Genomic DNA, 23,068 nt, shown 5'->3' with positions numbered 1-23,068 from the left:
CTTTAGTTGTAGTCCGGGATGTACCAGTAGCCGTTCTCGTTTTCCTCGGCCATGAACTGCTCGAACTCCGGCGACTGGTAGGCGTCGGCGACGTCCTGGGCCCACTGCGAGTCCACCTGTTCCTCCTGCGTCGCCGCGACGAGGATCAGCTCCGGCCGCAAGTTCTCCTGGAAGTGGCTCCAGTCCTGGTTGACGTTGGAGGAATAGGAGATGGACCCGGGGATGACGGCCCAGTCAACGTCGTCAAGCGCGCGCGGCAGCTGCGCCGAATCCATCGGGCGGATCTCCAGCTGGTGGATATTGTCCTCGATGTCCGCCTCGCTCAGCAGGGCCCGGTCCGCGTCGGGCTTGAGCGTGACCCAACCGGCGTCGACGAGAATGTTGAGCGCGCGGGACTTGTTCGACGCGTCCTGGGGGATGCCCACGCTGTGGCCCTCCGCAACGTCATCGAGGCCGGCGTGCTGCTTGGAGTACAGCGCCGAGGGGACCGTGGGCACCTCGATAATGGCAGCGAGGTTGGAACCGGTCTCGTCGTTGAAGACCTCCATGTACGCGCTGTGCTGGTCCACGATGAGGTCGTTGTCACCCTCAGCCACCGAGGTCTCCGCCTGCTGCAGGTCGGAGAAGTTGGTGTACTCCAGCGAGTAGCCCTGCTCCTGCAGCAGAGGGTCAATGCCCTGCTGGAAAAGCTCGGAGTAGGGCCCCGGGGAGGTGGCGACCCGGATGGTGTTGGCGTCGTCCTCTGCGGACGAGCACCCGGCCAAGGCCAGGGCGGAAGCGAGGACACCGGCGGCGAACTTCTTAGAAACAGACAAGGTGGTCTCCTTAGGTGCGGCAACGTACGTGACACCCAAGGTAGACACAACAGACTTTTTAGTCAAAGACTAATGTACAAGTCTGTCTATAATTTCTTAGCGCTCCAACCACTCCGAACGGAACAACCCGTGGCGCGAGCACGCGGCCTCCCAACCGAAGGGGTTGATCTTGACCACCATGCGGCGCCCGCACAGCGGGCAGACCCGCGGGGCGTCGTAGGGCCGATCCGCGCGCACGCTAAAAGTCACCGAGCCGGACAGAATGGCGTCGGCAAGCTCCGTGCTCTCGGGAACCCTCACGTTTAGAGGGCCTTGATGGTCTCTTCGAGCGGGGTGATGCCCAGGTTGCGGCGCGGGGCGATCCTGTCCACCAGGTCGCGGTCTCGCTCGATCGGGCGGCCCAGGGTGGTCAGGTAGTTACCGCCGATGATGGCGTTCGCGCCGCCCAGCAGGCCGGCCTCCGTGCCGTCGTCGCCGAGCGCGAGCTCCGTGCCGCCCGCGAAGCGCAGCTGCGCGGTGGGCATGGCCAGGCGAAACGCCGCGACCGCGCGCAGCGCCTCGCCCTGCGGGACGAGCGGGCGGTCCGCAAACGGGGTGCCCGGGCGCGGGTCGAGGAAGTTCATGGGCACCTCGTGCGGCTCCACCGCGGCGAGCTGCGTGGCAAACTCCGCGCGCTGCTCCAGGGTCTCGCCGAGCCCGATGATGCCGCCGCAGCAGGTCTCCATGCCCTCCGCGCGGACGAACTCGAGGGTGTTCTTGCGCTCCTCCCAGGTGTGGGTGGTAACCACGTTGGGGAAGAAGGAGCGCGCCGTTTCAAAGTTGTGGTTGTAGCGGCTCACACCCATCTCGCGCAACTGCTTCGCCTGCTCGCGGGTGAGGATGCCCAGCGAGGCCGAGATGGAGATGTCCACCTCCGCCGTGATCGCGGTGATGGCCTCGCGCACCTGGTCCAGCAGGTTCTGGGTGGGGCCCTTCACGGCGGCGACGATGCAGAACTCGCTCGCGCCCATCTTCTCGGACTGCTTCGCGGCCTCCACCAGCTCGGCGATGTTGAGGGTGACGGCGCGCACCGGCGACTCGAACAGGCCGGACTGGGAGCAGAAGTGGCAGTCCTCGGGGCAGCCGCCGGTCTTGAGCGAGATGATGCCTTCCAGGCTCACCTCCACACCGCAGTGGCGGATGCGCACCTGGTGGGCGAGATCGAGCAGCTCCTGCAGGTGCTCGTCCGGGATCCGGAGGACCTCCAGCAGCTCGGCCTCGTTGAGGCCTTCGCCGTTCTCAAGGACCTTGGTGCGGGCGACGTCGAGGATCGATGCAGACATGTCTTGAACTCCGTTCAGTTGGGGTGGCAATACTATAACCCATCGCCTGAACGGTGTTCAGCGTTTCGCTGTGCGGCGCGCTAACGTCGGAGCATGGCTTCCTCCCTTACAGACTCAACCCTGGACCTGCTCAAGGAGCTCATCTCCAACGCCTGCGTCAACGACCTCACCGCCGATTCCGGCCACGAGGTGCGCAACGCCGACACCCTTGCGCGCTTCTTCGACGGAACCGACGTGAAAGTGCAGCGCTTCGAGCCCCACCCCGGCCGCGTCTCCATCGCCTTCACCGTCGAGGGCAGCGACCCCGACGCGGAGCCGCTCACCCTGCTCGGCCACACCGACGTCGTGCCCGCCGACACCGGGAAGTGGACGCAGGACCCCTTCGCCGCCGACGAGGTGGACGGGCGCATCTACGGCCGCGGCGCCACCGACATGCTCTACATCACCGCCGCCATGGCGGCGGTGACCAGGGAGGTCGCGCTCGCCGACACGCCGCCGCGCGGCACCCTCACCTTCGTCGGCTGCGCGGACGAGGAGGCCCGCGGCGGGCTCGGCGCGGGCTGGCTCGCCGAAAACGCCGCGGACGCTTTCAGCTGGAAAAACTGCCTCTCCGAGGAGGGCGGCTCCCACCTGCCGGTCGCCGACGGCTCGGACGCGATCGCCGTGGTCGTCGGCGAGAAGGGCGCCGCGCAGCGCCGCCTCACCGTCCGCGGCGACGCCGGACACGGCTCCATCCCCTACGGCCGCGAATCCGCCATCGCCCTCATCGCCGAGGTGGCCCGGCGCGTCGCCGCGCTTGAGCCCGAGGTGCGCTCCGACGACCTGTGGGAAAACTACGTGCGCGCCTTCCGCTTCGACCCGGACACCGAGCAAGAGCTCCTCGAGGGGCGCAACTACGACGCGCTCGGCGACCTAGCGCGCAACTCCCACGCCATGAGCCACCTGACCATCTCACCCACCGTCCTGCGCGCCGGCTCCGCCATTAACGTGCTGCCCTCGACGGCCTACCTGGAACTGGATATCCGCCCCCTGCCCGGGCAGACCCAAGAGGACATCGACGCGCTGCTGCGCTCCGGGCTGGGGGACCTCGCCGAGCGCGTCGAAATCGAGCACCTCATCACCGAGGACGCCACCGTCTCCCCCGCCGAGGGCCCGCTGTTCAGCGCGATCGTGGACACCATCGGTGAGTTCTTCCCCGACGTCCCCGTCGTCCCCATCCTCTCCGCCGGCGGCTCCGACCTGCGCTTTGGCCGCCGCCAGGGCGGCGTGGGCTACGGCTTCGCCCTCCACCGCACGGCCACTCTCGGCGGGGTCCTGGACCAGCTGCACGGCCACGACGAATACGTCGAGGTCCAGGACGTCGAGCTGACGGCCCAGGCATACCGCTCGCTGGTGCGCCGCTTCCTCGGGGCGTAGGTTTACGCTACTGCCCCGCCGACCAGCGGTGGAGCGTCTCCCCGCCCGCGCTGACGCGGATGCCGGGGGCGGGGGTAAGCCAGGCGTCGATAAGCAGCTCGTGCTCGGCGTCGAAGCTGCGGATCGAAATGGTCTCGTTGGTCTTGTCCACCACCTCCACGCGCGCGCGGGTGAGCCACGGGTTGCGCCGGCGCAGGCCGATGAGCGCCTGGTGCTGCTCGAAAATCCAGCCGCCCAGCGGGGAGAGCTCGGCGGGGCTGGCGGGAAGTTCGGGGCGCACGGCGTCGTCCGCCGCGAAGCCTTCGGAGCGCAGGCCCGTGAAGCCCTGCTCGTCGCCGTAGTAGATGCTGGGCATGCCGGGCAGCACCATCACCAGGGCCAGCGCGAGGACCGCGCCGTCCGGGCCGACGGTGCTGGCGATGCGGTCGACGTCGTGGTTGCCCACGAAGGTGTTGGGCAGCGTTTTCTCGCACACCGCGCTGTGGCGGCCCAGGGCGTGGTCGAGCTCCCAGAAGTTCACGTCCTTGATGGAGGACCACAGCGCCTTCCACAGCTCGTACTGGGTGACAGAGTTCAGCGTGGCGGCCTCCGCGATGCCCGCGTAATCGCCGTGGATGACCTCGCCGAGAAACAGCGCCTCCGGGAACTCCTCGCGCACCCGGGCGAGGACCGCGCGCCAGAACTCCGGCGGCACCGCGTACGCCACGTCGAGGCGCCAGCCGGCGATGCCGCGGCGCAGCCAAAACGCCATGACGTCGGCGACGAGGTCCACCACGCGCGGGTCGTCGTGATGCAGGGTGGCCAGCTCCTCGTGGCCCTCCCAGCTCGACCGGCCCGCCAGACCGTCCGCCACCGCGGGGTGCGTGCGCGCCACGTGGTTGAACACGCCGTCGAGCACGAGGTTGATCCCGCGGCTGTGGCACTCGCGCACCAGCCAGTCGAAGTCTGAGTCGTCGCCCAGGCGGGAGTCGATGGCGTAGTGCTCGAGGGTGTCGTAGCCGTGGCCGACGGACTCGAAGATCGGCCCGAGCAGCAGCCCGTTGCAGCCGAGCTCAATGAGGTAGTCGAGCCACGGCCCCAGCGCGCGCAGGCGGTGCCCGGCGTCTTTCCCGTCGCGCTCGCGCACGGGCGCGCCCGTGGCGCCGAGCGGGTAGACGTGCCACCAGATGGTCTGCTCGATCATGTGCTCTTCGCCCTATCAGTCCTGCTCAGAGCGGCGCTTCAGCTCGTCCATGCGCTTGCGCCAGCCGTCGGCGATCTCCTCGTAGCGCTCGTCGTGGGGCAGCATGCCGCGGTGGGTGAGCGTCACGCGCGTCTCGTCGCCCTCGCCTTCCTCGAGCTCGAAGATGATGTCGGTGCCGCTCCACGAGGTGTCCTCGTCCTCGCCGTTTTCCGGCTCGGCGTGCCAGACCAGCCGGTCGCCATCGCTCGCCTCCTCCACGGTGAAGCGGGCGTGCTGCTCCTCTTCGTCGAGCTTGAACGCGTCGCCCCGTTCGTCTGCCTTGCCCTCGATCGTCGCGTTCTGCCACCACTCCTTGGGGTTGGAGATCGCGCGGTAGACCTTCTCGCGCGAGGCAGGCACCTCGAAGGAGGTGGAGAAGTCCTCGATGGCCTCCACGGAGGTGCCGTCCGAGAACTCGTAGTCCAGCATCGCGCCGTCCGGGTCGTAGATTTTCACCTCGCAGCCGGCGTCGCGGAATTCGCGGAAGCCTTCCTTAATGAGCATCCGCCCCGCCTTGTTGAAGCTGGTCACGTGCGAGACGTCGAGGACAAGGTAGTCCGTCTCCAGCTTCATGTCCGTCAGGTCGTGGATGATCTTCTCCGCCGCGGTGAAGTTGATCAGCCCCTGCAGCTCCACCACCGTGCGGTCGCGGCCGCGGTCGACCGACTTGATGCCCGGCGCGGCGTAGTAGTCCGAGGACATGAGGTTCAGCCCGAAGGTCGCGGACAGCTGCCGGAAGATCTCCACGCCGCGCACGGAGTTGCCCTCCTTATTGAGCCGCGGGCTTAGCGACGCAATACCCAGCTGCCCCGGCATCGTGCCGATCAGCCCCCCGGACACGCCCGACTTCGCCGGGATGCCCACGTTGACCATCCACCGCCCCGAGCCGTCGTACATGCCGCACGAGGTCATCACAGCCTGCGTGACCCGGCACGCTCGCGCCGAGAGCACGCGCTCCCCCGTCACCGGCTGCACCCCGCCGTTGGCGAGCGTGGCCGCCATGATGGCGAGGTCCTTGATGGTCACCAGGATCGAGCACTGCTGCGTGTAGCTGTTGACGGCGTCGTGGGCTTCGTCGCTCAGCATGCCGAACTCGCGCAGGAGGAAGGCGATGGCGAAGTTGCGGTGCGCGGTGGTGATCTCGTGCTCCACGAGGTCCTCGTCGATGCTCAGCTCGCGGCCCGCCAGGCGGGAGAAGAACGAGCGGATGATTTCCACCCGCTGCTCCACCGTCTCGTCGGGGCCGTTGATCAGCTGGTTTACCGTGATCGCGCCCGCGTTGATCATCGGGTTGGAGGGGATGTGCGTCTCCTCGTCCAGGGACAGCTCGTTGAACGCCTCGCCCGAGGGCTCCACGCCCACCCGCTCGTGCACGGTGTCCGGGCCGAGCTCCTCCAGCGCCAGCGCGTACACGAAGGGCTTGGCGATGGACTGGATGGAAAACTCGTACTCGTCGTCGCCCACTGAGTACACGTGCCCGGTGGCGGTGCACACGGCAAGCCCGAGCTTGTCCGGGTCCGCGTTCTTGAGGTCCTCAATATGGTCCGCCACCTCGCCGCCGTCGCGGTCGCGCACGTTGTCGAGGATGCGGTTCAGGTATTCGGGCACAGGAGTAGTCATGCGGGCCAGTGTAATGACGACGCGCTGGTCGGGTTGCGCGCTCGATCATGCCGTTAAGCATGGGGTTCGGGGGCGCTTTTTGTTCACCTGACGTTTCCGGTGCCTCGTGTGCCGCGCCATGGCGGCAGGACCCTGCATTTGCCCAGCTCAAATGCCGTTTACCCCAATTCGGGGGAGGGTGCGCCAGGTCACTTTCCTGTGAATGGGCGGCGGCCCGGCGCCGCCCATTCAGAACACGGCCGGCACAGCCCCACCTCCGGGAGCTGGAGAAACCTATTAGATATTACTTATTGGACGTTACATATTCCATTAACCTGTTAGTCTTTTCTACGAAATCTTTCACAGCGCTACCCCAGCGTATCTCTATCCCCGCCGCAGTTGTTTTAATCTCAAAAGCGCAAGAACGTCCACCCCTTCACCAGAAAGGACAACACCATGTTCGAGTCATTCATCGATATCCTGGAGACGATCTTCAACTTCGGCGTCCGTCTCCTGCGCCTGCCCGTCGAGGCCGGCCAGCAGCTCTCCTCCATCCTGTCCTCCACTAAGTAAGGACGGGTGTAGAACACCCCAGGGCCGCTTCCCCGCTGCGGGGGGCGGCCCGTTCTCTATGCGCTCGTTCTCTATGCGCCCGTTCTCTATGCGCTCGGGCGCACCTCGCCCGACTTGGGGTTATCGCGGAAGCACCACCACGTCACCAGCGCGAACACAACCGCTGCTCCGAGCAGAAGCAGCAGCACGGAGTTGTAGGCCCCCACGTATGCCTCGTTGTAGCCCGCCACCTCGAGGTTGCGGGCCAGCCAGACCGGCAGGAGCGAGCCGGTGACCGAGACGGTGAGCAGGGTGCCGAACTCGTAGGAGACCTCCTCCACCCCGGCCGCCATGCCGGAGCGCGACATCGGCGCCGCCCCGATGATGGCCACGGAGGCGACCGACATGATCGAGCCTGCGCTCCACCCCAGGACGACCAGCGCAACGACGAAAACCACCAGGTTGTCGGCGCGGGAGGCCCAAGTAGCCAGGGCGAGGCCCGCTGCGGCCGCGGTAAAGCCACCCGCGACGAGGGGCAGGAAACCGACGCGGTGCAGGTTCGCCCCGCCGAGCACGGAGGCCGGCAGAGCCGCAGCCGCCATGGCGATGAGAACGGTACCGGCCTGGAGGGGGGTGAAGCCGTCGACAAGCTGGAGCCTCTGCGTCGTGTTGAGCTCGGTGCCAGCCATAACCACCATGCCGCCGGCCGCCGCAACCACACCGCCGGTGAACAGGCGCGAGCGGAAGATGTCGAAGGTCAAGAGCGGGTCATCGAGCTTTGTTTGGCGACGCCCAAACAGCGCCCCGCCCACCAGTGCCGCCGCCGCGACGGCGAGCAGCAACGCGATCGAGCGCTCCGGGTTGGCCGCCTCCTTGATCGTGGCCGTCAGGCCCGACAGCGCGACCAGGGCATAGATGGAGGAGATGACGTCCCAGTGCTTCGCCGGGTTGGGCACGTTCTCGGGCGCGAGCGCGAGGGTGAGCAGCAGCGCGAGCACCACGATGGGCACGTTGATGAGGAAGACGGAGCCCCACCAGAATGCCTCGAGCAGCGCGCCGCCCACCAGCGGTCCGAGTCCGGCGCCGACGACCGCGACCGAGCCCCAGATACCGATGGCGGTGTTGCGCTCCTGCTCGTCCGGGAACGTCAGGCGGATCAGGGCCAGCGTCGCCGGCATCATCGTCGCCGCGCCCACCCCGAGCAGCGCCCGCGCGCCGATGAGCGCCAGCGGCGACGGCGAGTACGCCGCCGCCAGCGAAGCCACCCCGAAGATCACCAGCCCGATAACGAACATGAGGCGGTGGCCGATCTTGTCGCCCAGCGCGCCGGTGCCCAGCAGCAGGCCGGAGAGCACGAGCGGGTAGGCGTTGATGATCCACAGCGCCTCAGTGGTCGAGGTTTCCAGCTGCGCCTCGAGCGTGGGCAGCGCAGTGTAAAGGATGGAATTGTCCAGGCCGATCATGAACAGGCCCAGAGAAATGACAGCGAAAAAGCCCCAGCGCTGGGCGGGCGTCGACAAGTTGCTCATGGTAAAAAGTTGACCGAAAAATACGTGGTAATGCCCCATACCATAGTCCCCAGCGCTATGCTGGTCGAAGCGCCGGACTGGGTGTTATGGGGCGTCCCCCTTTTTATTGGGGCGTTTTCCGGATAATGGACCACCGGCGCACGGCACGGGCCTTGCGCCCAAGGAGGTTCGAGTCCTCTTTACCCATCTCTCTCCGCGCCGCCCGGGACGTCGCGTTCTCGGGGCCTGCGGCCCGGCACCGACTCACGCCTGCGGGCGCGACAACGCGCCAGTGCCCCGCCCCGGGAACGCCCCGCGCGGCGCGGACCATACACACCTCACGACACACTCACGACACGCTCACGATACGAAGGCACGGTGGTGGCAATGTTTTCCGGTCTTTTCACCCGCCAATACGACCTCGAGGCCTGGCAGCCCTCCTTCCCGCGCAGCCCCGTCCCCCGGCCGGGCCACATCGTGCTGCGCTCCCGGAACGGGGAGGTCACCGCGTTGCGACGCCCCGGCCTCGCCCGCCCCTCCGACCTGTTCCAGCAGGTGGACCAGCGCCGCCGCCAACTCTCCTTCGCCCCGCAGCGCATCCCCACCGCCGAGGGGCTCGACGTGACGCTCACCTTCGTGCTCACGGTGCGCGTCGCCGACGCCGTACGCTACGTCAGCGCCTCGGCCGACCCGGCCAGCGAGGTGTACCTGGCGGCGCAGATCGCGCTGCGCGAGCTGATCTCTACCACCCAGCTTTCCGAGCTCATCGGCACCCGCATCGACCTCTCCCCCGTCGCCTCCGCCGCCGCCACGGCGGGCCTGGACGTCGGCCTCGCGGTGGAGGACGAAGTCCACCTCAAGGACCTCTCGCTGCCGTACGCCGTCTCTGAGGCGCTGAGCCAGGCCGAAGTGGACAAGCTCACCGCCGCCGCCGACCTCGAGCGCGCCCGCACCGAAGTCAAGATCACCCGCGCGCGCTTGGGCACGGCGAAGGTCCTCGAGCAGAACCCGCTGCTGGCCAAGATCCGGCTCTTGGAAGCCCTGCCGCCCGGCACGACGCTCGAGGTGCGCGACTCCTAGCCGGCTACCTGTCCTCCTCTTCCAGGTACACGGGGATCGTGCGCACGGCTGCGACCACCACGTCGTGCACCTTGAAATCCACGGCGTGGAGCGACTCCCGCAGCTCGCGCAGTTGCGCGACCGACGGGTCCTGCCCCTCGTGCGGGACGGCGAAAAGCTCGACGTGGAACACGTGGCCCTCGTCGCGCACGCGCGCGGCCGCCGTGTCCACCCAGTCCGTCCCGCGCGCGGTCTGCTCGATGCGCTCGATCAGCGGGTGCGGGGCGCCGTCCAAGTCGGTCGCGCGGGCGTCCGTGAGGTCGAGCATGGCGGTGCGCAGGTTAAGCACCCCGTCCCGCACGATGGAAACGGCCACGATGGACGCGGCAACCGCGTCCATCCACCACAGGCCCACACCGATCCCCAGCACACCAACGATGGTGGACGCCGAGGTCATCCAGTTCGCCTTGTTCATGTCGGCGTCGGCGTAGAGAACCTTGTCGTGCAGCGGCTCCGCCAGCTTCAGCTTCATCCGCCCGAGGATCACCGGCGGGATCCCCGTGACCACGAGTACCGCCACCATGAGCCACCCCAACCACACGCTGTGGCCAAAGAGCACCACGGTGCCGATCGGCGGTTTTTCCTGCCCGACCAGCCCCTTCACCGCACCGTAGAGCAGCAGAATGCCCATGGCCAGAAGCGCCGCCCCGGCGACGACGTGTCCGACCTCGATGGCGCGGTGGTGGCCGTACGGGTGCTTGGCGTCGGGGCGCTTCTTGATCACCCGCGTGCCCACAAGGAACGCGAGGGGAGGAAGGAACGACAACAGGTCCTCGAACCAGGCGGTTTTCATGGCCTGGGATTGCCCGGTGACCAACCCGACCACCGTCACCGTCACCGCGAGGACGAGCAGGCTCAGGAGGTTAAGCCGCACCGCCCGGCGCAGCACCTCACCGACCTCTTTCGGCAGCACCTCGACGCCCGAGCCGGTGCTCGCCTCGTTGACGGTGCCCATCAGATCTCCCCCGCCTCGCGCGCCAGGTAGCGCTCCAGGGCGACCAGCAGCTTGTTTTCGCCCATCGGCACCGCCATGACCATCTTCTCTTTCTCCCCCGCCGCGCTCTCCACGGTGGTGTACGGCCTGGTCAGAGCGACGGTGTCCGACCACGGCGAGGACGCGGTCAGCCCGCCGATCATCACGTCGGCCTCGCCCTTATCCACCCAGTCGGCGAGCACGCTTTCGGGGCCCACCTTCCACTCCACGTCCGCGCCGATGGAGTCCGCGAAACCGCGCACCACATCGGCCTCGACGCCCGTGACTTCCCCCGTGCCGTCGTCCACAACGGCCCAGGGGTGGTGCTCGGAGACGCCGACCACGAGGGTGGCGCCGCGGGCGCGGTCATAGGTTCCCTCGGAGTCGGCGGGGATCGACCCGCAGGCGCCGAGAAGCGAGGCGCCGAGGGCGAGCGCCGCCATCCGTAGTGTTCTTCGCACCGCGTTGACCTCCAGTTTTCCCGTGCCCGGCAGGCAGCTTCCGCCGCCCGACACATAGCTATTGTTTTATACCGCGAAGAGCACACGGCGGGAGAAATCGTGGCGCGCCCAGTGTAGCCGTGATTACTCTCGAACCCGTACCGTCGCATGAAAGGTTCCTTATGAAAGCCCTCACCTGGCAAGCCGCCCGCACCGTCAGCGTCGAAGAAGTCCCCGACCCCACAATTATCGAGCCCACCGACGCCATCATCCGCGTCACCTCCACCGCCATCTGCGGCTCCGACCTCCACCTCTACGAGGTCCTCGGCCCGTTCATGGACAAGGGCGACATTATCGGCCACGAACCCATGGGAATCGTCGAGGAGGTCGGCTCCGCGGTGACCAACCTCTCCCCCGGCGACCGCGTCGTGGTCCCCTTCAACGTCTCCTGCGGCCACTGCTACATGTGCGAGCGCGGCCTGCAATCCCAGTGCGAGACCACTCAGGTCCGCGAGTACGGCAGCGGCGCCACCCTCCTCGGCTACTCCCGCCTCTACGGTTCGCTGCCCGGCGGCCAGGCCGAGTACCTGCGCGTCCCGCATGCCGACTACGGCCCCATCAAGGTCCCGAACGTCGGTGAGGACGAGCGCTTCCTCTTCCTTTCCGACGTGCTGCCCACCGCCTGGCAGGCAGTCCAGTACGCCGACGTCCCCGACGGCGGCACCCTCGCCGTGCTCGGCCTCGGCCCCGTCGGGCAGATGTCCGCCCGCATCGGCGCACACCTGGGGTACCGCGTCATCGGCGTCGACCCCGTCCCCGAGCGGCGCGCCATGGCCGCCCGCCACGGCATCGAGGTTGTCGAGGGCGGCGAGGGTGCCGTCGATAAGCTCCGCGAGCTTAGCGACGGCCGCGGACCCGACTCCGTCATCGACGCCGTCGGCATGGAAGCCCACGGCTCCCCCGTCGCCGGCACCGCGCAGGCCGCGGCCGGCCTACTGCCCTCCGCCCTCGGCCGCGCCGCCGTGCAGAAGGCGGGCGTGGACCGCCTCGGCGCGCTCTACACCGCCATCGAGGCCGTGCGCCGCGGCGGCACCATCTCACTCAGCGGCGTCTACGGCGGGATGAAGGATCCCATGCCGATGATGACGCTGTTCGACAAGCAGGTGCAGATGCGGATGGGCCAGTGCAACGTGCGCAACTGGACCGACGACCTCCTCCCGCTCGTCGACGACCCCTCCGACCCCCTCGGCGTGCTCGACCTGAGAACCCACACCGCGCCGCTTGACGACGCCCCAGCCATGTACGAGAAGTTCCAGAAGAAGCAGGACGGCTGCATCAAGGTCGTCCTCAAGCCCTGAAAGGACTAATCCATGCGAATTGATTCGCAGAACCTGGCCCGCCTCGCCCTCGGCGCCTTCATGAGCTTCGCCGGCACCAGCCACCTCACCTTCGCCCGCAAGGACTTCCAGGCCCAGGTGCCCGACTGGTTCCCCTTGAACAAGGACCTCGTGGTCCTCGGCTCCGGCGTCGCCGAAATCGCCCTCGGCGCCTCCCTGCTCGCCCTGCCCCGGCAGCGCACGCTGACCGGAACCGCCCTCGCCGCGTTCTACACCGCGATCTTCCCCGGCAACATCGCCCAGTACGCCGAGCGCAACGACGCCTTCGGCCTGGACACCGACCGCAAGCGTCTGGCCCGCCTGTTCGGGCAGCCCGCGCTCATCGCCGCGGCGCTGTGGGCGGCGGGCATGCCCGGGTCCGGCGGGAAGTAGGCCGGCTTCGGGCATACCCTCGGGCCCATGACACCGAAACGCGTCAGCGTCGTGCTCTTCGACGGCTTCGAGCTGCTGGACGTCACCGGCCCCGTCGAGATCCTGGCGCGCCTCGAGGGCCTTGACGTGCAGCTGATCTCCCCGGACGGCGCGGCGGCGCGCAGCAGCCAGGGGGTCGACATCCTGGCCCACGCCAGCTTCGCCGACATGAACGGCGATGTGCTGCTCGTCCCCGGCGGGATGGGCACGCGCGCCCTGGTCTCCGACGCAAGATTCCTGGCTGAGCTCGCGCGCATGTCCCGCGCGGCCACGATCACGGCGTCGGTGTGCACCGGAACCACGCCCAGCACCATCACGATGAGCGCCGGGCAACGGTAGAGAGCTGAAGTGAACCCTGCTGTCGTCAACGCACACAGCAGGCGCAGCCACCCCGATCGAAGAATCTGCGGGTGGTGCACCGTTTACGGCAAAGTGCAGTCAGCATCCTCCTGGCCTGGCGTTTGTCACACTTACAGTCCCTCGCGCGTCAAGAGGGCATGAACAAGATACCCCCTTCCCCCATCCACAAGAGATTCTCCGTTGCAGCACTCGCGCTCGAGGCGGCCTCGCGAGCCGTTTCCCGTGAGACCCGGATACTGGTCCAGCTGCGCGCCAGTTTTCTCAACGGCTGCGGGTACTGCATTGATATGCACACGAAAGAGGCCCGCAAGTCAGGCTGGAGCGAGCAAAAAATCGCGATCCTACGGGACACCGCGCCGGGTGAATGGCAGGCAGGTGATATGAGCGAGAGAGAACGACTCATCCTCGAGTTCACCGATGCCGGCACCCTCCTCTCCGAGACTCCCCTGTCCTACCGGGAGAACATCCGGGAGCGTGTACATAACGAATTCGGTCCGGAGACAACCGGCGAGCTCATCGCCGCGATCACCGCCATCAACATGTGGAACCGGATCGGGATACTATCCGGAAAGTGAACAGCGCACAATGGCGGGAGCGACAGGCGTGGCTGATCAGCCTGGCGTACAGCATCACCGGCAGCTTCCATGATGCAGAGGACGCAGCGAGCGAGGCCTGGCTCCGCCTCGCCAATGCCGAAAATATTGACGATCCCGAGGCTTGGTTGACAACGGTCACTGCACGCACCGCCTATGACCTGGTACGCGCACCCGCACGCGCCCGCACCGACTATGTCGGCCCCTGGCTGCCCGAGGTGGCTACCACAGAAAGTGGCCCGGAGGACAGGGCGGTAACCACCGAGAATCTCGACCGAGCTTTCAGCCGCCTCATCCAGGATCTCTCACCGGTCGACCGAGTCTTGGTCGTTCTCACGCAGGCAGCGGGATTCTCTGCCGCCGAAGCAGGTAAGCTCACGGCGCTTACCCCGTCTGCGGTGCGTAAACGGATCTCCCGCGCCCGTTCGATCCTGCGGGAGCCTGAGGGGGCGCCGCGGGTAGCGGACAAGGAGACTCTGCGAGCTCTGGCGGAGAAACTGAATCGCGGCGAACTCGAAGCGCTGACGGACATTTTGTCCGAAGGCGCGGTGCTCTGGACTGACGCGGGAGGCACCGCACGCGCGGCCCTCAACCCGATTCGCGGCAGGGATAAGGTGACGCGATTCCTCGCCGGAATCATAGGCCGGTGGGGAATGCCACGCTTCAGGGTGGATGACGCGATCGGTGGTCCGGTACTGGTGGCGGAATCGATCGACATGACGCGAGCGGTGACCCTGGAAATCGTCGGCGGGGGAATTACCGGGATCCAGGTGCAGCAGAACCCGGGGAAGCTCAGGCTACGGGGCCGGGCGCTGGGAGGGCGTCGTTAAGCGATGCGCTGGTGACATTTGTCATCTGCATCCGTGACAAACGGCTGGTTCGCCCCGGGTTTAATGGAGGGTAGGAATTTGGAAAAGGAGCCCTACACATGCCCTCGAAGTACACGCCTTAAGTTGAAGCAGCGTGCCATCGAATTGGTGCTGCATGCGCAAGCTGACCCTGCTACGTCTCGTGGTGCGATATCCCGCATCGCTGTCGAGCTCGGAATGAGTAAGGAAACTCTGCGCGGCTGGGTCCGCGCTCATAAACAATCCGGCGCGGCAACCCCGGCTGAATCGGTGGATCTGGCAGCGGAGAACCGCAGACTGCGAGCTGAACTGATTGAAGCGAAGCGCGCCAACGAGATTTTGAAAAGAGCATCAGCTTTTTTCGCGCCCGAGTGCGAGCGCCCACACAGGTAGTCGTCCGGTTCATCGACGACAACCGGGAGGAATTCGGGGTCGAGCCGATTATTCGCGCCTTGGCGGCAACCGACGCGAAAATCGCCCTGAGCACCTACTACGCCTACAAATCCCGGCCTGAATCATCTCGATCTATCCGCGACCGACAACTACGCAACACTTTGCGTGCCATCTACGACGACAACTACTCCTGCTATGGAGCGCGCAAACTTTGGGCTGAGATCAATCGCCAAGGTGACTTCGGTCACGTCGCCCGGTGCACCGTCGAGCGCCTCATGGCACTCGAAGGCATCCGTGGTATCCGGCGCAGGAAGAAAAAGCCCTCCACCCGCAGCGCTGCCCCCGATAACTGCCCAGTCGACTTGGTCGAGCGCGACTTTGTGTCGATGCGCCGAACCGGCTGTGGGTCGCGGATATCACATACATCCCCACGCGTGTCGGGTGGGTATACGCCTCGTTCGTCCTCGACGCGTATACCCGGGAGATTGTTGGCTGGCCCATCACCAACCACATGCGCACATCGCTGGCTAAAGACGCACTTGACATGGCCTTGTCAGCGCGCCTGCGCGCCGGTGAAGATGTCTCCGGTCTGATCCATCACTTTAGACAGGGGCGTGCAGTACAGGTCGGTCGTCTACGGAGAGACCTTGGCCCAGTCGCAGGTTATCGCTTCGGTTGGCTCGCGGGGAGACTCCTACGACAACGCGATGGCAGAAGCGCTGAACTCAGTGTTCAAAGCTGAACTCATCGACCGTAGGACCTGGCCGGGGCTGCGAGACGTTCTCGTCGCGGCGTCGACATGGGTCGGCTGGTACAACAACCGTCGTGTGCACTCGGCGCTAGGGTACCGCCCACCGAACCAGGTCCATCAGGAATACACCGCCGCGAACACCCAAGCGGCCTAATCGACAACAATAGGACCCTCTACAAAACTCGGGGCTTGAGAGAATGGTGTGGACGCGCTCTGGCGGTGTCTGCGCTGGGTCCTGTTCCCATGGTCGGAGTGTTTCGAGCGCGCGCAGGTGTTCGGCGAAAGCACGAATGCGTGGCGCGATGACTCCGACAACAGTTTGACCCATCATATTACCTGCTCCCGCAAGTGTGAGCCCGGCCCTTCGCGGAGAGGCGCGATCGTTGGGATGACCAGAATGAGGAACAGCAGGAGCCAGGATGCGAGCAAACCGGTAAGCATGCTGGGCAGAGGCCACACCACAACGGAGGTACCGCCGAGAGTAGCCGCCGACACGAAGGCGCAGACCAAGCCGCCGATGACCACCGGGACGACTGCCGTCACTGCGGCGGTGGCGGACATTGCGAGGCTTTCAGCGGCGATGAGAATGTGGACCTGGCGAGCATGCATGCCGGCTGCTTGGAGCAGCGCGATCTCGCGTCCTCGTCCGTGGGCCGAGAGAGCGACAACTGCCGCGCTCGTGGCGAGCATTGACACGGCGATAACAGCAACGATCGTCCACACGTCGGTGAGATCCGTCGGGGTGCCGGGCTGAAGTATCTGGGTCATCGCGGCCACCGAGTTCACAGCGCACAGCAGCAGGCCGATTCCGCCGAGACCGCCAGCCAGCGGGGCAATCGTCGTGGCACTGATTTGTGCTCGGGCAGCCGCGGCTCGCGTGCCCAATGCCGAGATCACCAATCCTGTACTCGTGAAGAGCTTGTGGAGGATCCAGAAGACAGATCTGACAATCTCGGGACAGAACAGGTAGACAGCGATCAGCGCCGAACTACCGGCGTTGATCGCGAGGTTGAACATCGGGCCGGGGCCAGTGGAACCGAGCTGGGAGGCAAAGCTCGACGCCACGACCAGCGCCGCGGCGACCAACAGAAAGAACGACCCACAGATGATCCGGAAGACCGTCGAGGGGCTACGCTGGACGGGTGGATGGAACGTGCGCAGGGCGACGCTGGGTTGAATACGGGATGCCCGCCGGGCAGGTAACAGTCCACCGACCATGGTGGTGACGACACTGACGAGGATGATCGCCATAGGAGCCCAGGCTGCGATGGTAAATCCAGGCAGGTTGACCGCGGACGATACGGCCGTATTGAACGCCGGTATCGCCCAGAAGCTCAGGAGACTCGAGACGAGGGCGCCAAGGATTGCACCGCAGAGACTGACGAGGAGCAGAACGAGCAGAGCGGACCGGAACACCGTTCGTGGAGATGCTCCAAGGAGGAGCCAGAGCGCATGGGAGTGACGGGTGGCTTGGATACTTGCTCGGCCGACCACGGTCAAGGCAACCCAGGAGACGAGGGCGATCACCACGTAGATGGTGACCGAGAGAATCTGGAATTCCGCGAGGGGAACGCTGGCATTGGAGACCGCGGTACGGAACTGCGGTGTCGTCGTCCAAGCGAATTGATTGATGCAGAGTCCGATCATTATTGCAATCACGGTAACGACAGCGATGGCGGGTGCCCACTGCCGCCATTCGTCGGCAAACATTCTCAGAACGTAGCGTTGCATGGGCTCAAGCTCCGAGACCGGACATGATGTGCAGCAGATCCTGGCTGGTGGTGCGACCGACTGTCTCAACGGTGCATCCATCGCGCATCACGATGACTGTGTCAGCGCAGGCCGCTGCTTCTAGGTCGTGAGTAACCATGACGATCATCTGCCCGTCATCTGCCATTTGCCTTAACGTGTGGAGGACGATGCCGGTGCTCTGGGAGTCGAGTGCGCCAGTCGGCTCATCTGCGAAGACGATGCCGGGCCGCCGGGCGAGAGCGCGACACAACGCGGTCCGCTGCTGTTCGCCACCGGAGAGCGACCTCGCAGACGCGCGGCGACGATGGCCGAGACCAAACGATTCGATGAGTTGGTTGATCGTGTCGCGGGGCACCTTCGCCCGGTCGAGTTGGAATGGAAGCGCAATGTTCTCTTCGACGGTAAGGAACGGAACAAGGTTGTACTGCTGGAAAACGAATCCGATTTGGGTCCGAAGCATGCTCGCACGTCTGTTTGACGATAAGCGGTAGATGTCTTGCCCGTTAATAGTCACTGTTCCCGACGTCGGTTCATCGAGGCCGCCGAGGCACATCAGCAATGACGACTTTCCTGAGCCGGAATGCCCCACCACCGCCGTCAGACCACCACCGTGGAGATCGAGGTTGCATCCGCGCAGGATCTCGGTCGTGCTCGGCCCCGATTTCACGACTCGTCGAAGGTCTGTGGCGCTGAGCGTGGTGGTCAAGGAAGTTCCTTTCGTGAGTTGGGTGGTGGGCACGATTCTGACTACGTGTGCACTCCGAATCGCGCCCACCGGTTGTGAGCGCGCCTTAGCAATTGCCCCACGTGATCGAGCTGGGCCAACCCGGGCACTCTGGGGCGAACAGGGCGATATCTCCCGGTGCGAGCGGACCCTCATCGCTCCAGTCGAGCAGGCTCAAAAGCCCGCGTGCGATCTCCTCGCGCAGCCCGATATCAGAGAGAGCTTCGATTCCCCGAACTCGCTCGTTGAACACTTCTCTTCTGGTCGCCGGCAACACATCGACCGTGGCGCTGCGGATCGAGGTGCGCACCGAGTCGGGCACAGCAAGGGACTGTACTCCGCTGTTGAGCAACTGTTCGATCTTCCAGGCGTTGCCCTGGTCGGTAATCGTGGTCTGGGGGTAGATCAGGTCCAGTTTCAGCATTCCCATCGACCACTGATCAGCAGCAACGCCGGTCAAGCCAAAATAGGGTTCGTACCCGGGAGCGCCCTGCTGGCAGCGCCAGTCGGGGTCCATGCTGTGAGCGAATTCGCAATCGATGAAAACCGGTATGGTTCCGTCCCGCATGATGACGTTCTTGGGATGAATATCGCCAAGCAACCATCCCGCATCGTGTACGGCGGCCAGCGCGCGGTCCAGGCGTTCGACAGTTGAGGCGAGCCAATTCACGAACGCCCTGTCGCGAAGGCGCCACGGTGCCGGTCGAAGTACCGGGGTGCGGGTCATCCATTCGCGTTTGAGATCATGCCCCCGGACGTGTTCCATGACGAGGAACCTGTGCTCCCATGCGGTGAATGACCCGTAATAGGCTGGAACGCAGCCCAGCCCTTGTAACCCTTCGAGCACCTCGGCTTCATGCTTCAGCCTGGTCACTGCGTCGGTTCCGTCGACGTCCAAACCCGCGTGCGGGCGGGCTTCCTTCAAGACGATCAGCGTGCCCGCCGACACGTATTCGTCCGTAGTGGCTTCAGCGAGGTATACCCCTCCGCCATTGGAGAAATGGAGCGCAGAGCGCATCGTAAAGGGGAAGTGAACCTCTTCGTCACCGGTCGATGCGGCCACTTTTTCCGGCAAGACAGCCCACTCTGGGGGCGTGTATGCCGGCCGGCGAAGGTCTTCGACTTCATTGCCCTCTGGGTCGATCAACGTTGAAACGAACGGAGCGTCATCGGACGGCGGCACGAAGGCGCCATACCGGAAATAGACCGGGCCGGATCTCCATCGCCTGTCGGAGAGAATGTACGGCCCTTCATTACCAGCGAGGACCGCGTCAAGCCCCTCAAGCGCGGACGTGAACTCCCCATCAGAACTCGGGTAGACCGTGATGAATTTTCCGGCAGCAGACCGGTCCGCATATTTGCTGTTCTGGGTCAGGAGGTCGCGGGCGGATGCTAGATGTTTGAACGGCAGGCCGGTGCTGAAGCAAAATCGCGCCACGGATGTGAGCACGGTGTTAGCGTTCTCGGATGTCGCCGATATATGAATCTTCCATCCCTGCCTCGGGAACGGCCACTCATCCGGGATCCAATTGATCCACGGGTGAGTAATTTTCGAACTCCACCCGGCTGGCGCATGAGTTGAGACGTCGAAGACCCCATCTGTCTGGTCAATCTCCGCAGGAGCATAGAAGGGGTTCCCTGGCTGGCAGTACCGCAGATACTGAATATCAAGTGGCATCGTTTCACCCTTCCCCGTTCTTCAAATTCCAGCGGTCGATGTGTGGTTTACGCTATGCCGGTGTGCGAAATAGCACATCTACCCATGGTCACGACATTCTCATGACCACAGTCATGGGCGCACAGCTGTCAGCGAAGCTAGGTTTAACGGCATGGTTTCGTTCCACGCGAGTGTCGAGCGCACGCTAGTGGTGCTCCAGGCAGTCGCGCTCTGTTGCCTGCTCACAGCAGCGGTCCTGGGCATCGCAGACTCCGCGCAAACAGGAAGCGAGCTCTTCGTCGCTCTCACGTGGCTGGCACTCGTACCGATAATCACCGCTCTCTGGACCTTACGTCCGTGCATGGTTCGCGTCGGCCATGGAGTCGAATGGACAATACTGGCCGTCGTTCTGGCCACTCCGGTCGCCGTCTTCGGCACCCTGGACTTCACGATCCCCGTCCTGCTTCTGGTGGTCGCGTTCGCGGTCATTGACGTTTCCCTCAGAGCCGGTATTTACGCAACCATTTGGATCTCGTGCGTCGGATTCGCACTGCATGTACTCAGCAACACGGGGTCGTGGGATGAGTTCCTCGTCGGCGCGGCACAGGGCCTGATCAACGTCGTTCCCGTCGCTGTGCTCTTGTGTTTTGGGATCGCGCTGGGCCTTTCGCTTCGCAGTTTTGAACAACGTCGGCATGATGATCAGCAGGTGATTGATCGTCTGCGCCACGCCGCGGAGATAGAAAAGGAGCTCCTTCTTTCCGACGAACGAGCACGAAGCGCCAGGGAACTTCACGACGGGCTTGGTCACCGACTCACCCTGATTTCGATGAGCCTTGAGCTCGCTGAAAGAATGCGTGGAGCCGATGTTGACCAGGCGTGGGAAGAGATCCGCACCGCCAAAGACACCACCAGTGATGCTCTTGCCGAAATGCGCATGTGGGTGCGTGCACTGAACCCAGTCCGCGATGCCGGTGCCCGAGGGCTTGCCGCACTTGAACTCATTGCCGAATCTTTTCGAGGCACCGGCCTGACAGTAGACGTCTCCGGGGATGAAGCCTCAGACCACGAACTCGCCAGTGACGACGCGGTCTCGCTGCTGATCTACCGCGCAGTACAAGAGGGATTGACCAACGCCCTGCGGCATAGCCGCGCCCGAACAGTGCGCATCTTCCTCAGCGTGGAGGCCCGCCGCCTGAAGCTTGCCATCATCAATGACTTCGGACGGGTTTCGGCAACCAAGCTGCCAGAAGCAGAACCCGAGTTCGGGTTCGGATTACGCGGCATCTCCGACCGCGCCGCAGAGCACGGCGGCTCCATGCGCGCACGCCGAATCAGCGGCGAGTTCCACCTCGACGTCATTGTGCCACTCGGTGGTTCTGGAGTAGCCGATCGAGAGGAGACCCCGTGACCGACTCAAGAGCGACACGAGTACTGCTGGTCGAAGACCAACAACTGATACGTCGCGGCCTGACCCTGCTCCTCGGCACCGTCGGCGGGATCGATATCGTGGCCCAGGCACCGGACGGGAAGACCGCACTCGAAGCGTTAGCCAAAGAAGACGTGGATGTGGTGCTCACCGACGCACGGATGCCCGGTATGGATGGCGTAGAACTTACAGCACAATGCGCCGCCCTTTACCCTGGGCTGCCGGTCTTGGTCCTGACCACTTTCGATGATGATGCGCTGGTGCAGTCGGCACTTGCTGCCGGCGCGTCGGGTTTCTTGCTCAAAGACACATCTGTCGAGGGACTCACCGCTGCATTACACGCGGTTATTGACGGCGGGATGATCCTCGATCCACGGGTGGCGAAGGCAGCGATACGCCCTAGGGATTCCCACGACGAACCGTTGGCGATTCTCACTCGCAGTGAACGCACGGTGGCCGAACTCGTTGCCCGTGGGCTGACAAACACTGAGATCGCCCAGACTCTCGTCCTCGCCGAGGGAACCGTCAAGAACCATGTCTCGGCACTCCTGCGAAAACTCGCCGCACGGGACAGAACAGCGTTGGCGCTCACATTGTATAAAGCATTAGGCGATTGATTCCTCCAGTTCAACATGCCGCCGCCTGCTCCACCTGGACATAACTATTGGGATACGCGCCCGCCCGGGCTGGTCGAGGAATGAGGCGGCTGATCCTGCACGAGCTCACTGATTTCTGGAGGTCCAGGTTTCCGGTTCGGGTTCGCCGTTATTGGTCGACATCTTTGCGAAGACGCCCGGCCGGCCCTCGGCCCATCACTCGGGGCTCGGGACGCTGCGCGGAGCCGAGGGCTTCGAGCCTCGCACCTGACCAGCTGGCGTCGATGTAGGCGAACCGCCGACTATGTTCCCAGCCTTCAAAGCAGGGAGTCCCTTGACGCCGACCCATTCCTCGATGGTCTCAGGCAGGCACGAAGTTGTTCAGAAGACCGAAATGGTAGCGGTGTGGTGAGTATCTGGTAGCGCCTGAGTGGGTACCCGGTAGCGGTATCTCACTCAGGCGTTGCCGGTTGTTATGCGATGGTGGTCAGGCGCATGTTTGGTCCTTTGTCAAGCCCCGAGTTTTGTAGAGGGTCCTATTGTTGTCGATTAGGCCGCTTGGGTGTTCGCGGCGGTGTATTCCTGATGGACCTGGCGGGGTGGGCGGTACCCCAGCGCCGAGTGCACACGACGGTTGTTGTACCCGCCGACCCATGTCGACGTCGCGACGAGAACATCTCGCAGCCCCGGCCAGGTCCTACGGTCGATGAGTTCAGCTTTGAACACTGAGTTCAGCGCTTCTGCCATCGCGTTGTCGTAGGAGTCTCCCCGCGAGCCAACCGAAGCGATAACCTGCGACTGAGCCAAGGTCTCTCCGTAGACAACCGACCTGTACTGCACGCCCCTGTCTAAAGTGATGGATCAGACCGGAGACATCTTCACCGGCGCGCAGGCGCGCTGACAAGGCCATGTCAAGTGCGTCTTTAGCCAGCGATGTGCGCATGTGGTTGGTGATCTGCCAGCCAACAATCTCCCGGGTATACGCGTCGAGGACGAACGAGGCGTATACCCACCCGACACGCGTGGGGATGTATGTGATATCCGCGACCCACAGCCGGTTCGGCGCATCGACACAAAGTCGCGCTCGACCAAGTCGACTGGGCAGTTATCGGGGGCAGCGCTGCGGGTGGAGGGCTTTTTCTTCCTGCGCCGGATACCACGGATGCCTTCGAGTGCCATGAGGCGCTCGAC

At 64.8% G+C, this 23,068-nt stretch carries 24 protein-coding genes and 2 pseudogenes; 13 read left to right on the top strand and 13 right to left on the bottom strand.

The annotated features are described in order from the left end of the window. Positions 1-2: 2 nt before the first annotated feature. The 3 genes from CAURIS_RS00400 to bioB form a co-directional block, all read right to left on the bottom strand. Entirely contained in the window at positions 3-815 is an 813-nt protein-coding gene (locus CAURIS_RS00400) for a MetQ/NlpA family ABC transporter substrate-binding protein (RefSeq protein ID WP_290342264.1), read from the bottom strand. A 96-nt stretch (positions 816-911) separates the two neighbouring features. After that, positions 912-1,115: a biotin synthase auxiliary protein BsaP gene (gene bsaP / locus CAURIS_RS00395; RefSeq protein WP_290343402.1), complete on the bottom strand. Its 204-nt coding sequence runs from the start codon at positions 1,113-1,115 to the stop codon at positions 912-914. Positions 1,116-1,117: 2 nt separating this feature from the next. Next, positions 1,118-2,137 (bottom strand): biotin synthase BioB, encoded by a 1,020-nt coding sequence (gene bioB / locus CAURIS_RS00390; RefSeq protein WP_290342263.1) that lies wholly within the window; start codon positions 2,135-2,137, stop codon positions 1,118-1,120. A 93-nt stretch (positions 2,138-2,230) separates the two neighbouring features. Between bioB and CAURIS_RS00385 the strand changes: the two genes are divergently transcribed. Further along, on the top strand, positions 2,231-3,553 hold the full coding sequence (locus CAURIS_RS00385) for a M20/M25/M40 family metallo-hydrolase (RefSeq protein WP_290342262.1): 1,323 nt from the start codon (positions 2,231-2,233) through the stop codon (positions 3,551-3,553). 7 nt (positions 3,554-3,560) lie between these two features. Here the strand turns inward: CAURIS_RS00385 and CAURIS_RS00380 are convergent, their stop codons facing one another. The 3 genes from CAURIS_RS00380 to CAURIS_RS00370 all read right to left on the bottom strand — a co-directional run bounded on the left by CAURIS_RS00380 (position 3,561) and on the right by CAURIS_RS00370 (position 8,455). Then, the gene (locus CAURIS_RS00380) at positions 3,561-4,736 is read right to left on the bottom strand and encodes an alpha-amylase family protein (protein ID WP_290342261.1); all 1,176 of its coding nucleotides are present in this window, start codon (positions 4,734-4,736) and stop codon (positions 3,561-3,563) included. Positions 4,737-4,751: 15 nt separating this feature from the next. Continuing rightward, positions 4,752-6,395, bottom strand: a complete 1,644-nt coding sequence (locus CAURIS_RS00375; protein ID WP_290342260.1) for a glutaminase — start codon at positions 6,393-6,395, stop codon at positions 4,752-4,754. A gap of 638 nt (positions 6,396-7,033) precedes the next feature. Beyond that, the gene (locus CAURIS_RS00370; RefSeq protein ID WP_290342259.1) at positions 7,034-8,455 is read right to left on the bottom strand and encodes an MFS transporter; all 1,422 of its coding nucleotides are present in this window, start codon (positions 8,453-8,455) and stop codon (positions 7,034-7,036) included. A 366-nt stretch (positions 8,456-8,821) separates the two neighbouring features. Here CAURIS_RS00370 and CAURIS_RS00365 point away from each other — a divergent pair, with 366 nt between their 5' ends. Then, complete coding sequence (locus tag CAURIS_RS00365; RefSeq protein ID WP_290342258.1) at positions 8,822-9,514, top strand: SPFH domain-containing protein; 693 nt, start codon at positions 8,822-8,824, stop codon at positions 9,512-9,514. A 4-nt stretch (positions 9,515-9,518) separates the two neighbouring features. Here the strand turns inward: CAURIS_RS00365 and CAURIS_RS00360 are convergent, their stop codons facing one another. Together CAURIS_RS00360 and CAURIS_RS00355 are read right to left on the bottom strand one after the other, a co-directional pair. Continuing rightward, positions 9,519-10,508, bottom strand: coding sequence for a cation diffusion facilitator family transporter (locus CAURIS_RS00360; RefSeq protein WP_290342257.1), 990 nt, complete (start codon positions 10,506-10,508; stop codon positions 9,519-9,521). Beyond that, positions 10,508-10,969: a transporter substrate-binding domain-containing protein gene (locus tag CAURIS_RS00355; protein ID WP_290342256.1), complete on the bottom strand. Its 462-nt coding sequence runs from the start codon at positions 10,967-10,969 to the stop codon at positions 10,508-10,510. Before CAURIS_RS00355 ends, CAURIS_RS00360 begins: the two co-directional genes overlap by 1 nt. A 179-nt stretch (positions 10,970-11,148) precedes the next feature. Here CAURIS_RS00355 and CAURIS_RS00350 point away from each other — a divergent pair, with 179 nt between their 5' ends. The 9 genes and pseudogenes from CAURIS_RS00350 to CAURIS_RS00320 all read left to right on the top strand — a co-directional run bounded on the left by CAURIS_RS00350 (position 11,149) and on the right by CAURIS_RS00320 (position 15,873). Continuing rightward, complete coding sequence (locus tag CAURIS_RS00350) at positions 11,149-12,324, top strand: zinc-dependent alcohol dehydrogenase (RefSeq protein ID WP_290342255.1); 1,176 nt, start codon at positions 11,149-11,151, stop codon at positions 12,322-12,324. A 12-nt stretch (positions 12,325-12,336) separates the two neighbouring features. Beyond that, a complete protein-coding gene (locus CAURIS_RS00345; RefSeq protein ID WP_290342254.1) occupies positions 12,337-12,735 on the top strand; it encodes a DoxX family protein in 399 nt (132 codons plus the stop codon). Positions 12,736-12,762: 27 nt separating this feature from the next. Next, complete coding sequence (locus CAURIS_RS00340; RefSeq protein ID WP_290342253.1) at positions 12,763-13,113, top strand: DJ-1/PfpI family protein; 351 nt, start codon at positions 12,763-12,765, stop codon at positions 13,111-13,113. A 158-nt stretch (positions 13,114-13,271) separates the two neighbouring features. Then, a complete protein-coding gene (locus tag CAURIS_RS00335; RefSeq protein WP_290342252.1) occupies positions 13,272-13,709 on the top strand; it encodes a carboxymuconolactone decarboxylase family protein in 438 nt (145 codons plus the stop codon). Continuing rightward, complete coding sequence (locus CAURIS_RS00330; RefSeq protein WP_290342251.1) at positions 13,706-14,557, top strand: sigma-70 family RNA polymerase sigma factor; 852 nt, start codon at positions 13,706-13,708, stop codon at positions 14,555-14,557. Before CAURIS_RS00335 ends, CAURIS_RS00330 begins: the two co-directional genes overlap by 4 nt. 123 nt (positions 14,558-14,680) lie before the next feature. After that, on the top strand, positions 14,681-14,968 hold the full coding sequence (locus CAURIS_RS00325) for a transposase (RefSeq protein WP_290342250.1): 288 nt from the start codon (positions 14,681-14,683) through the stop codon (positions 14,966-14,968). Next, positions 14,947-15,225, top strand: a pseudogene (locus CAURIS_RS11570) (IS3 family transposase); the annotation flags it as partial. The gene CAURIS_RS00325 and the pseudogene CAURIS_RS11570, both read left to right, overlap by 22 nt. A 92-nt stretch (positions 15,226-15,317) precedes the next feature. Continuing rightward, positions 15,318-15,482, top strand: a pseudogene (locus tag CAURIS_RS11565) (DDE-type integrase/transposase/recombinase); the annotation flags it as partial. A 100-nt stretch (positions 15,483-15,582) separates the two neighbouring features. Beyond that, the gene (locus tag CAURIS_RS00320) at positions 15,583-15,873 is read left to right on the top strand and encodes an integrase core domain-containing protein (RefSeq protein ID WP_290342249.1); all 291 of its coding nucleotides are present in this window, start codon (positions 15,583-15,585) and stop codon (positions 15,871-15,873) included. Positions 15,874-16,046: 173 nt separating this feature from the next. Here CAURIS_RS00320 and CAURIS_RS00315 read toward each other — a convergent pair whose 3' ends face one another. The 3 genes from CAURIS_RS00315 to CAURIS_RS00305 form a co-directional block, all read right to left on the bottom strand. After that, the gene (locus tag CAURIS_RS00315) at positions 16,047-17,429 is read right to left on the bottom strand and encodes an FtsX-like permease family protein (protein WP_290342248.1); all 1,383 of its coding nucleotides are present in this window, start codon (positions 17,427-17,429) and stop codon (positions 16,047-16,049) included. Positions 17,430-17,454: 25 nt separating this feature from the next. Continuing rightward, positions 17,455-18,177: an ABC transporter ATP-binding protein gene (locus CAURIS_RS00310; RefSeq protein ID WP_019193637.1), complete on the bottom strand. Its 723-nt coding sequence runs from the start codon at positions 18,175-18,177 to the stop codon at positions 17,455-17,457. An 85-nt stretch (positions 18,178-18,262) separates the two neighbouring features. Beyond that, positions 18,263-19,873 carry a class III lanthionine synthetase LanKC N-terminal domain-containing protein gene (locus tag CAURIS_RS00305; RefSeq protein ID WP_290342247.1) on the bottom strand — a complete coding sequence of 537 codons (1,611 nt, stop codon included), beginning with the start codon at positions 19,871-19,873 and terminating at the stop codon, positions 18,263-18,265. A gap of 151 nt (positions 19,874-20,024) precedes the next feature. Here CAURIS_RS00305 and CAURIS_RS00300 point away from each other — a divergent pair, with 151 nt between their 5' ends. Further along, positions 20,025-21,263, top strand: coding sequence for a sensor histidine kinase (locus tag CAURIS_RS00300; protein WP_290342246.1), 1,239 nt, complete (start codon positions 20,025-20,027; stop codon positions 21,261-21,263). After that, entirely contained in the window at positions 21,260-21,898 is a 639-nt protein-coding gene (locus CAURIS_RS00295) for a response regulator transcription factor (protein WP_290342245.1), read from the top strand. Before CAURIS_RS00300 ends, CAURIS_RS00295 begins: the two co-directional genes overlap by 4 nt. Positions 21,899-22,426: 528 nt before the next feature. On the opposite strand, the gene CAURIS_RS11560 is transcribed toward CAURIS_RS00295, so the two are convergent. Beyond that, on the bottom strand, positions 22,427-22,624 hold the full coding sequence (locus tag CAURIS_RS11560; RefSeq protein WP_353959266.1) for an integrase core domain-containing protein: 198 nt from the start codon (positions 22,622-22,624) through the stop codon (positions 22,427-22,429). Continuing rightward, positions 22,590-22,907, bottom strand: coding sequence for a DDE-type integrase/transposase/recombinase (locus CAURIS_RS11555; protein ID WP_353959265.1), 318 nt, complete (start codon positions 22,905-22,907; stop codon positions 22,590-22,592). Before CAURIS_RS11555 ends, CAURIS_RS11560 begins: the two co-directional genes overlap by 35 nt. Between the last annotated feature and the right edge of the window lie 161 nt (positions 22,908-23,068).

The organism is Corynebacterium auris (assembly GCF_030408575.1).
GTDB lineage: Bacteria > Actinomycetota > Actinomycetes > Mycobacteriales > Mycobacteriaceae > Corynebacterium > Corynebacterium auris.
Note: the sequence above shows the minus strand (reverse complement) of the source record. Positions and strands in the feature narration are given on the sequence as shown.

Bases quoted from the DNA above. Each gene is read 5' to 3' on its own strand.
- bioB (WP_290342263.1), bottom strand. From the start codon at position 2,137: ATGTCTGCATCGATCCTCGACGTCGCCCGCACCAAGGTCCTTGAGAAC.
- CAURIS_RS00385 (WP_290342262.1), top strand. From the start codon at position 2,231: ATGGCTTCCTCCCTTACAGACTCAACCCTGGACCTGCTCAAGGAGCTC.
- CAURIS_RS00380 (WP_290342261.1), bottom strand. From the start codon at position 4,736: ATGATCGAGCAGACCATCTGGTGGCACGTCTACCCGCTCGGCGCCACG.
- CAURIS_RS00375 (WP_290342260.1), bottom strand. From the start codon at position 6,395: ATGACTACTCCTGTGCCCGAATACCTGAACCGCATCCTCGACAACGTG.
- CAURIS_RS00370 (WP_290342259.1), bottom strand. From the start codon at position 8,455: ATGAGCAACTTGTCGACGCCCGCCCAGCGCTGGGGCTTTTTCGCTGTC.
- CAURIS_RS00365 (WP_290342258.1), top strand. From the start codon at position 8,822: ATGTTTTCCGGTCTTTTCACCCGCCAATACGACCTCGAGGCCTGGCAG.
- CAURIS_RS00360 (WP_290342257.1), bottom strand. From the start codon at position 10,508: ATGGGCACCGTCAACGAGGCGAGCACCGGCTCGGGCGTCGAGGTGCTG.
- CAURIS_RS00355 (WP_290342256.1), bottom strand. From the start codon at position 10,969: ATGGCGGCGCTCGCCCTCGGCGCCTCGCTTCTCGGCGCCTGCGGGTCG.
- CAURIS_RS00350 (WP_290342255.1), top strand. From the start codon at position 11,149: ATGAAAGCCCTCACCTGGCAAGCCGCCCGCACCGTCAGCGTCGAAGAA.
- CAURIS_RS00345 (WP_290342254.1), top strand. From the start codon at position 12,337: ATGCGAATTGATTCGCAGAACCTGGCCCGCCTCGCCCTCGGCGCCTTC.
- CAURIS_RS00340 (WP_290342253.1), top strand. From the start codon at position 12,763: ATGACACCGAAACGCGTCAGCGTCGTGCTCTTCGACGGCTTCGAGCTG.
- CAURIS_RS00335 (WP_290342252.1), top strand. From the start codon at position 13,272: ATGAACAAGATACCCCCTTCCCCCATCCACAAGAGATTCTCCGTTGCA.
- CAURIS_RS00315 (WP_290342248.1), bottom strand. From the start codon at position 17,429: ATGTTTGCCGACGAATGGCGGCAGTGGGCACCCGCCATCGCTGTCGTT.
- CAURIS_RS00305 (WP_290342247.1), bottom strand. From the start codon at position 19,873: ATGCCACTTGATATTCAGTATCTGCGGTACTGCCAGCCAGGGAACCCC.
- CAURIS_RS00300 (WP_290342246.1), top strand. From the start codon at position 20,025: ATGGTTTCGTTCCACGCGAGTGTCGAGCGCACGCTAGTGGTGCTCCAG.
- CAURIS_RS11560 (WP_353959266.1), bottom strand. From the start codon at position 22,624: ATGGCAGAAGCGCTGAACTCAGTGTTCAAAGCTGAACTCATCGACCGT.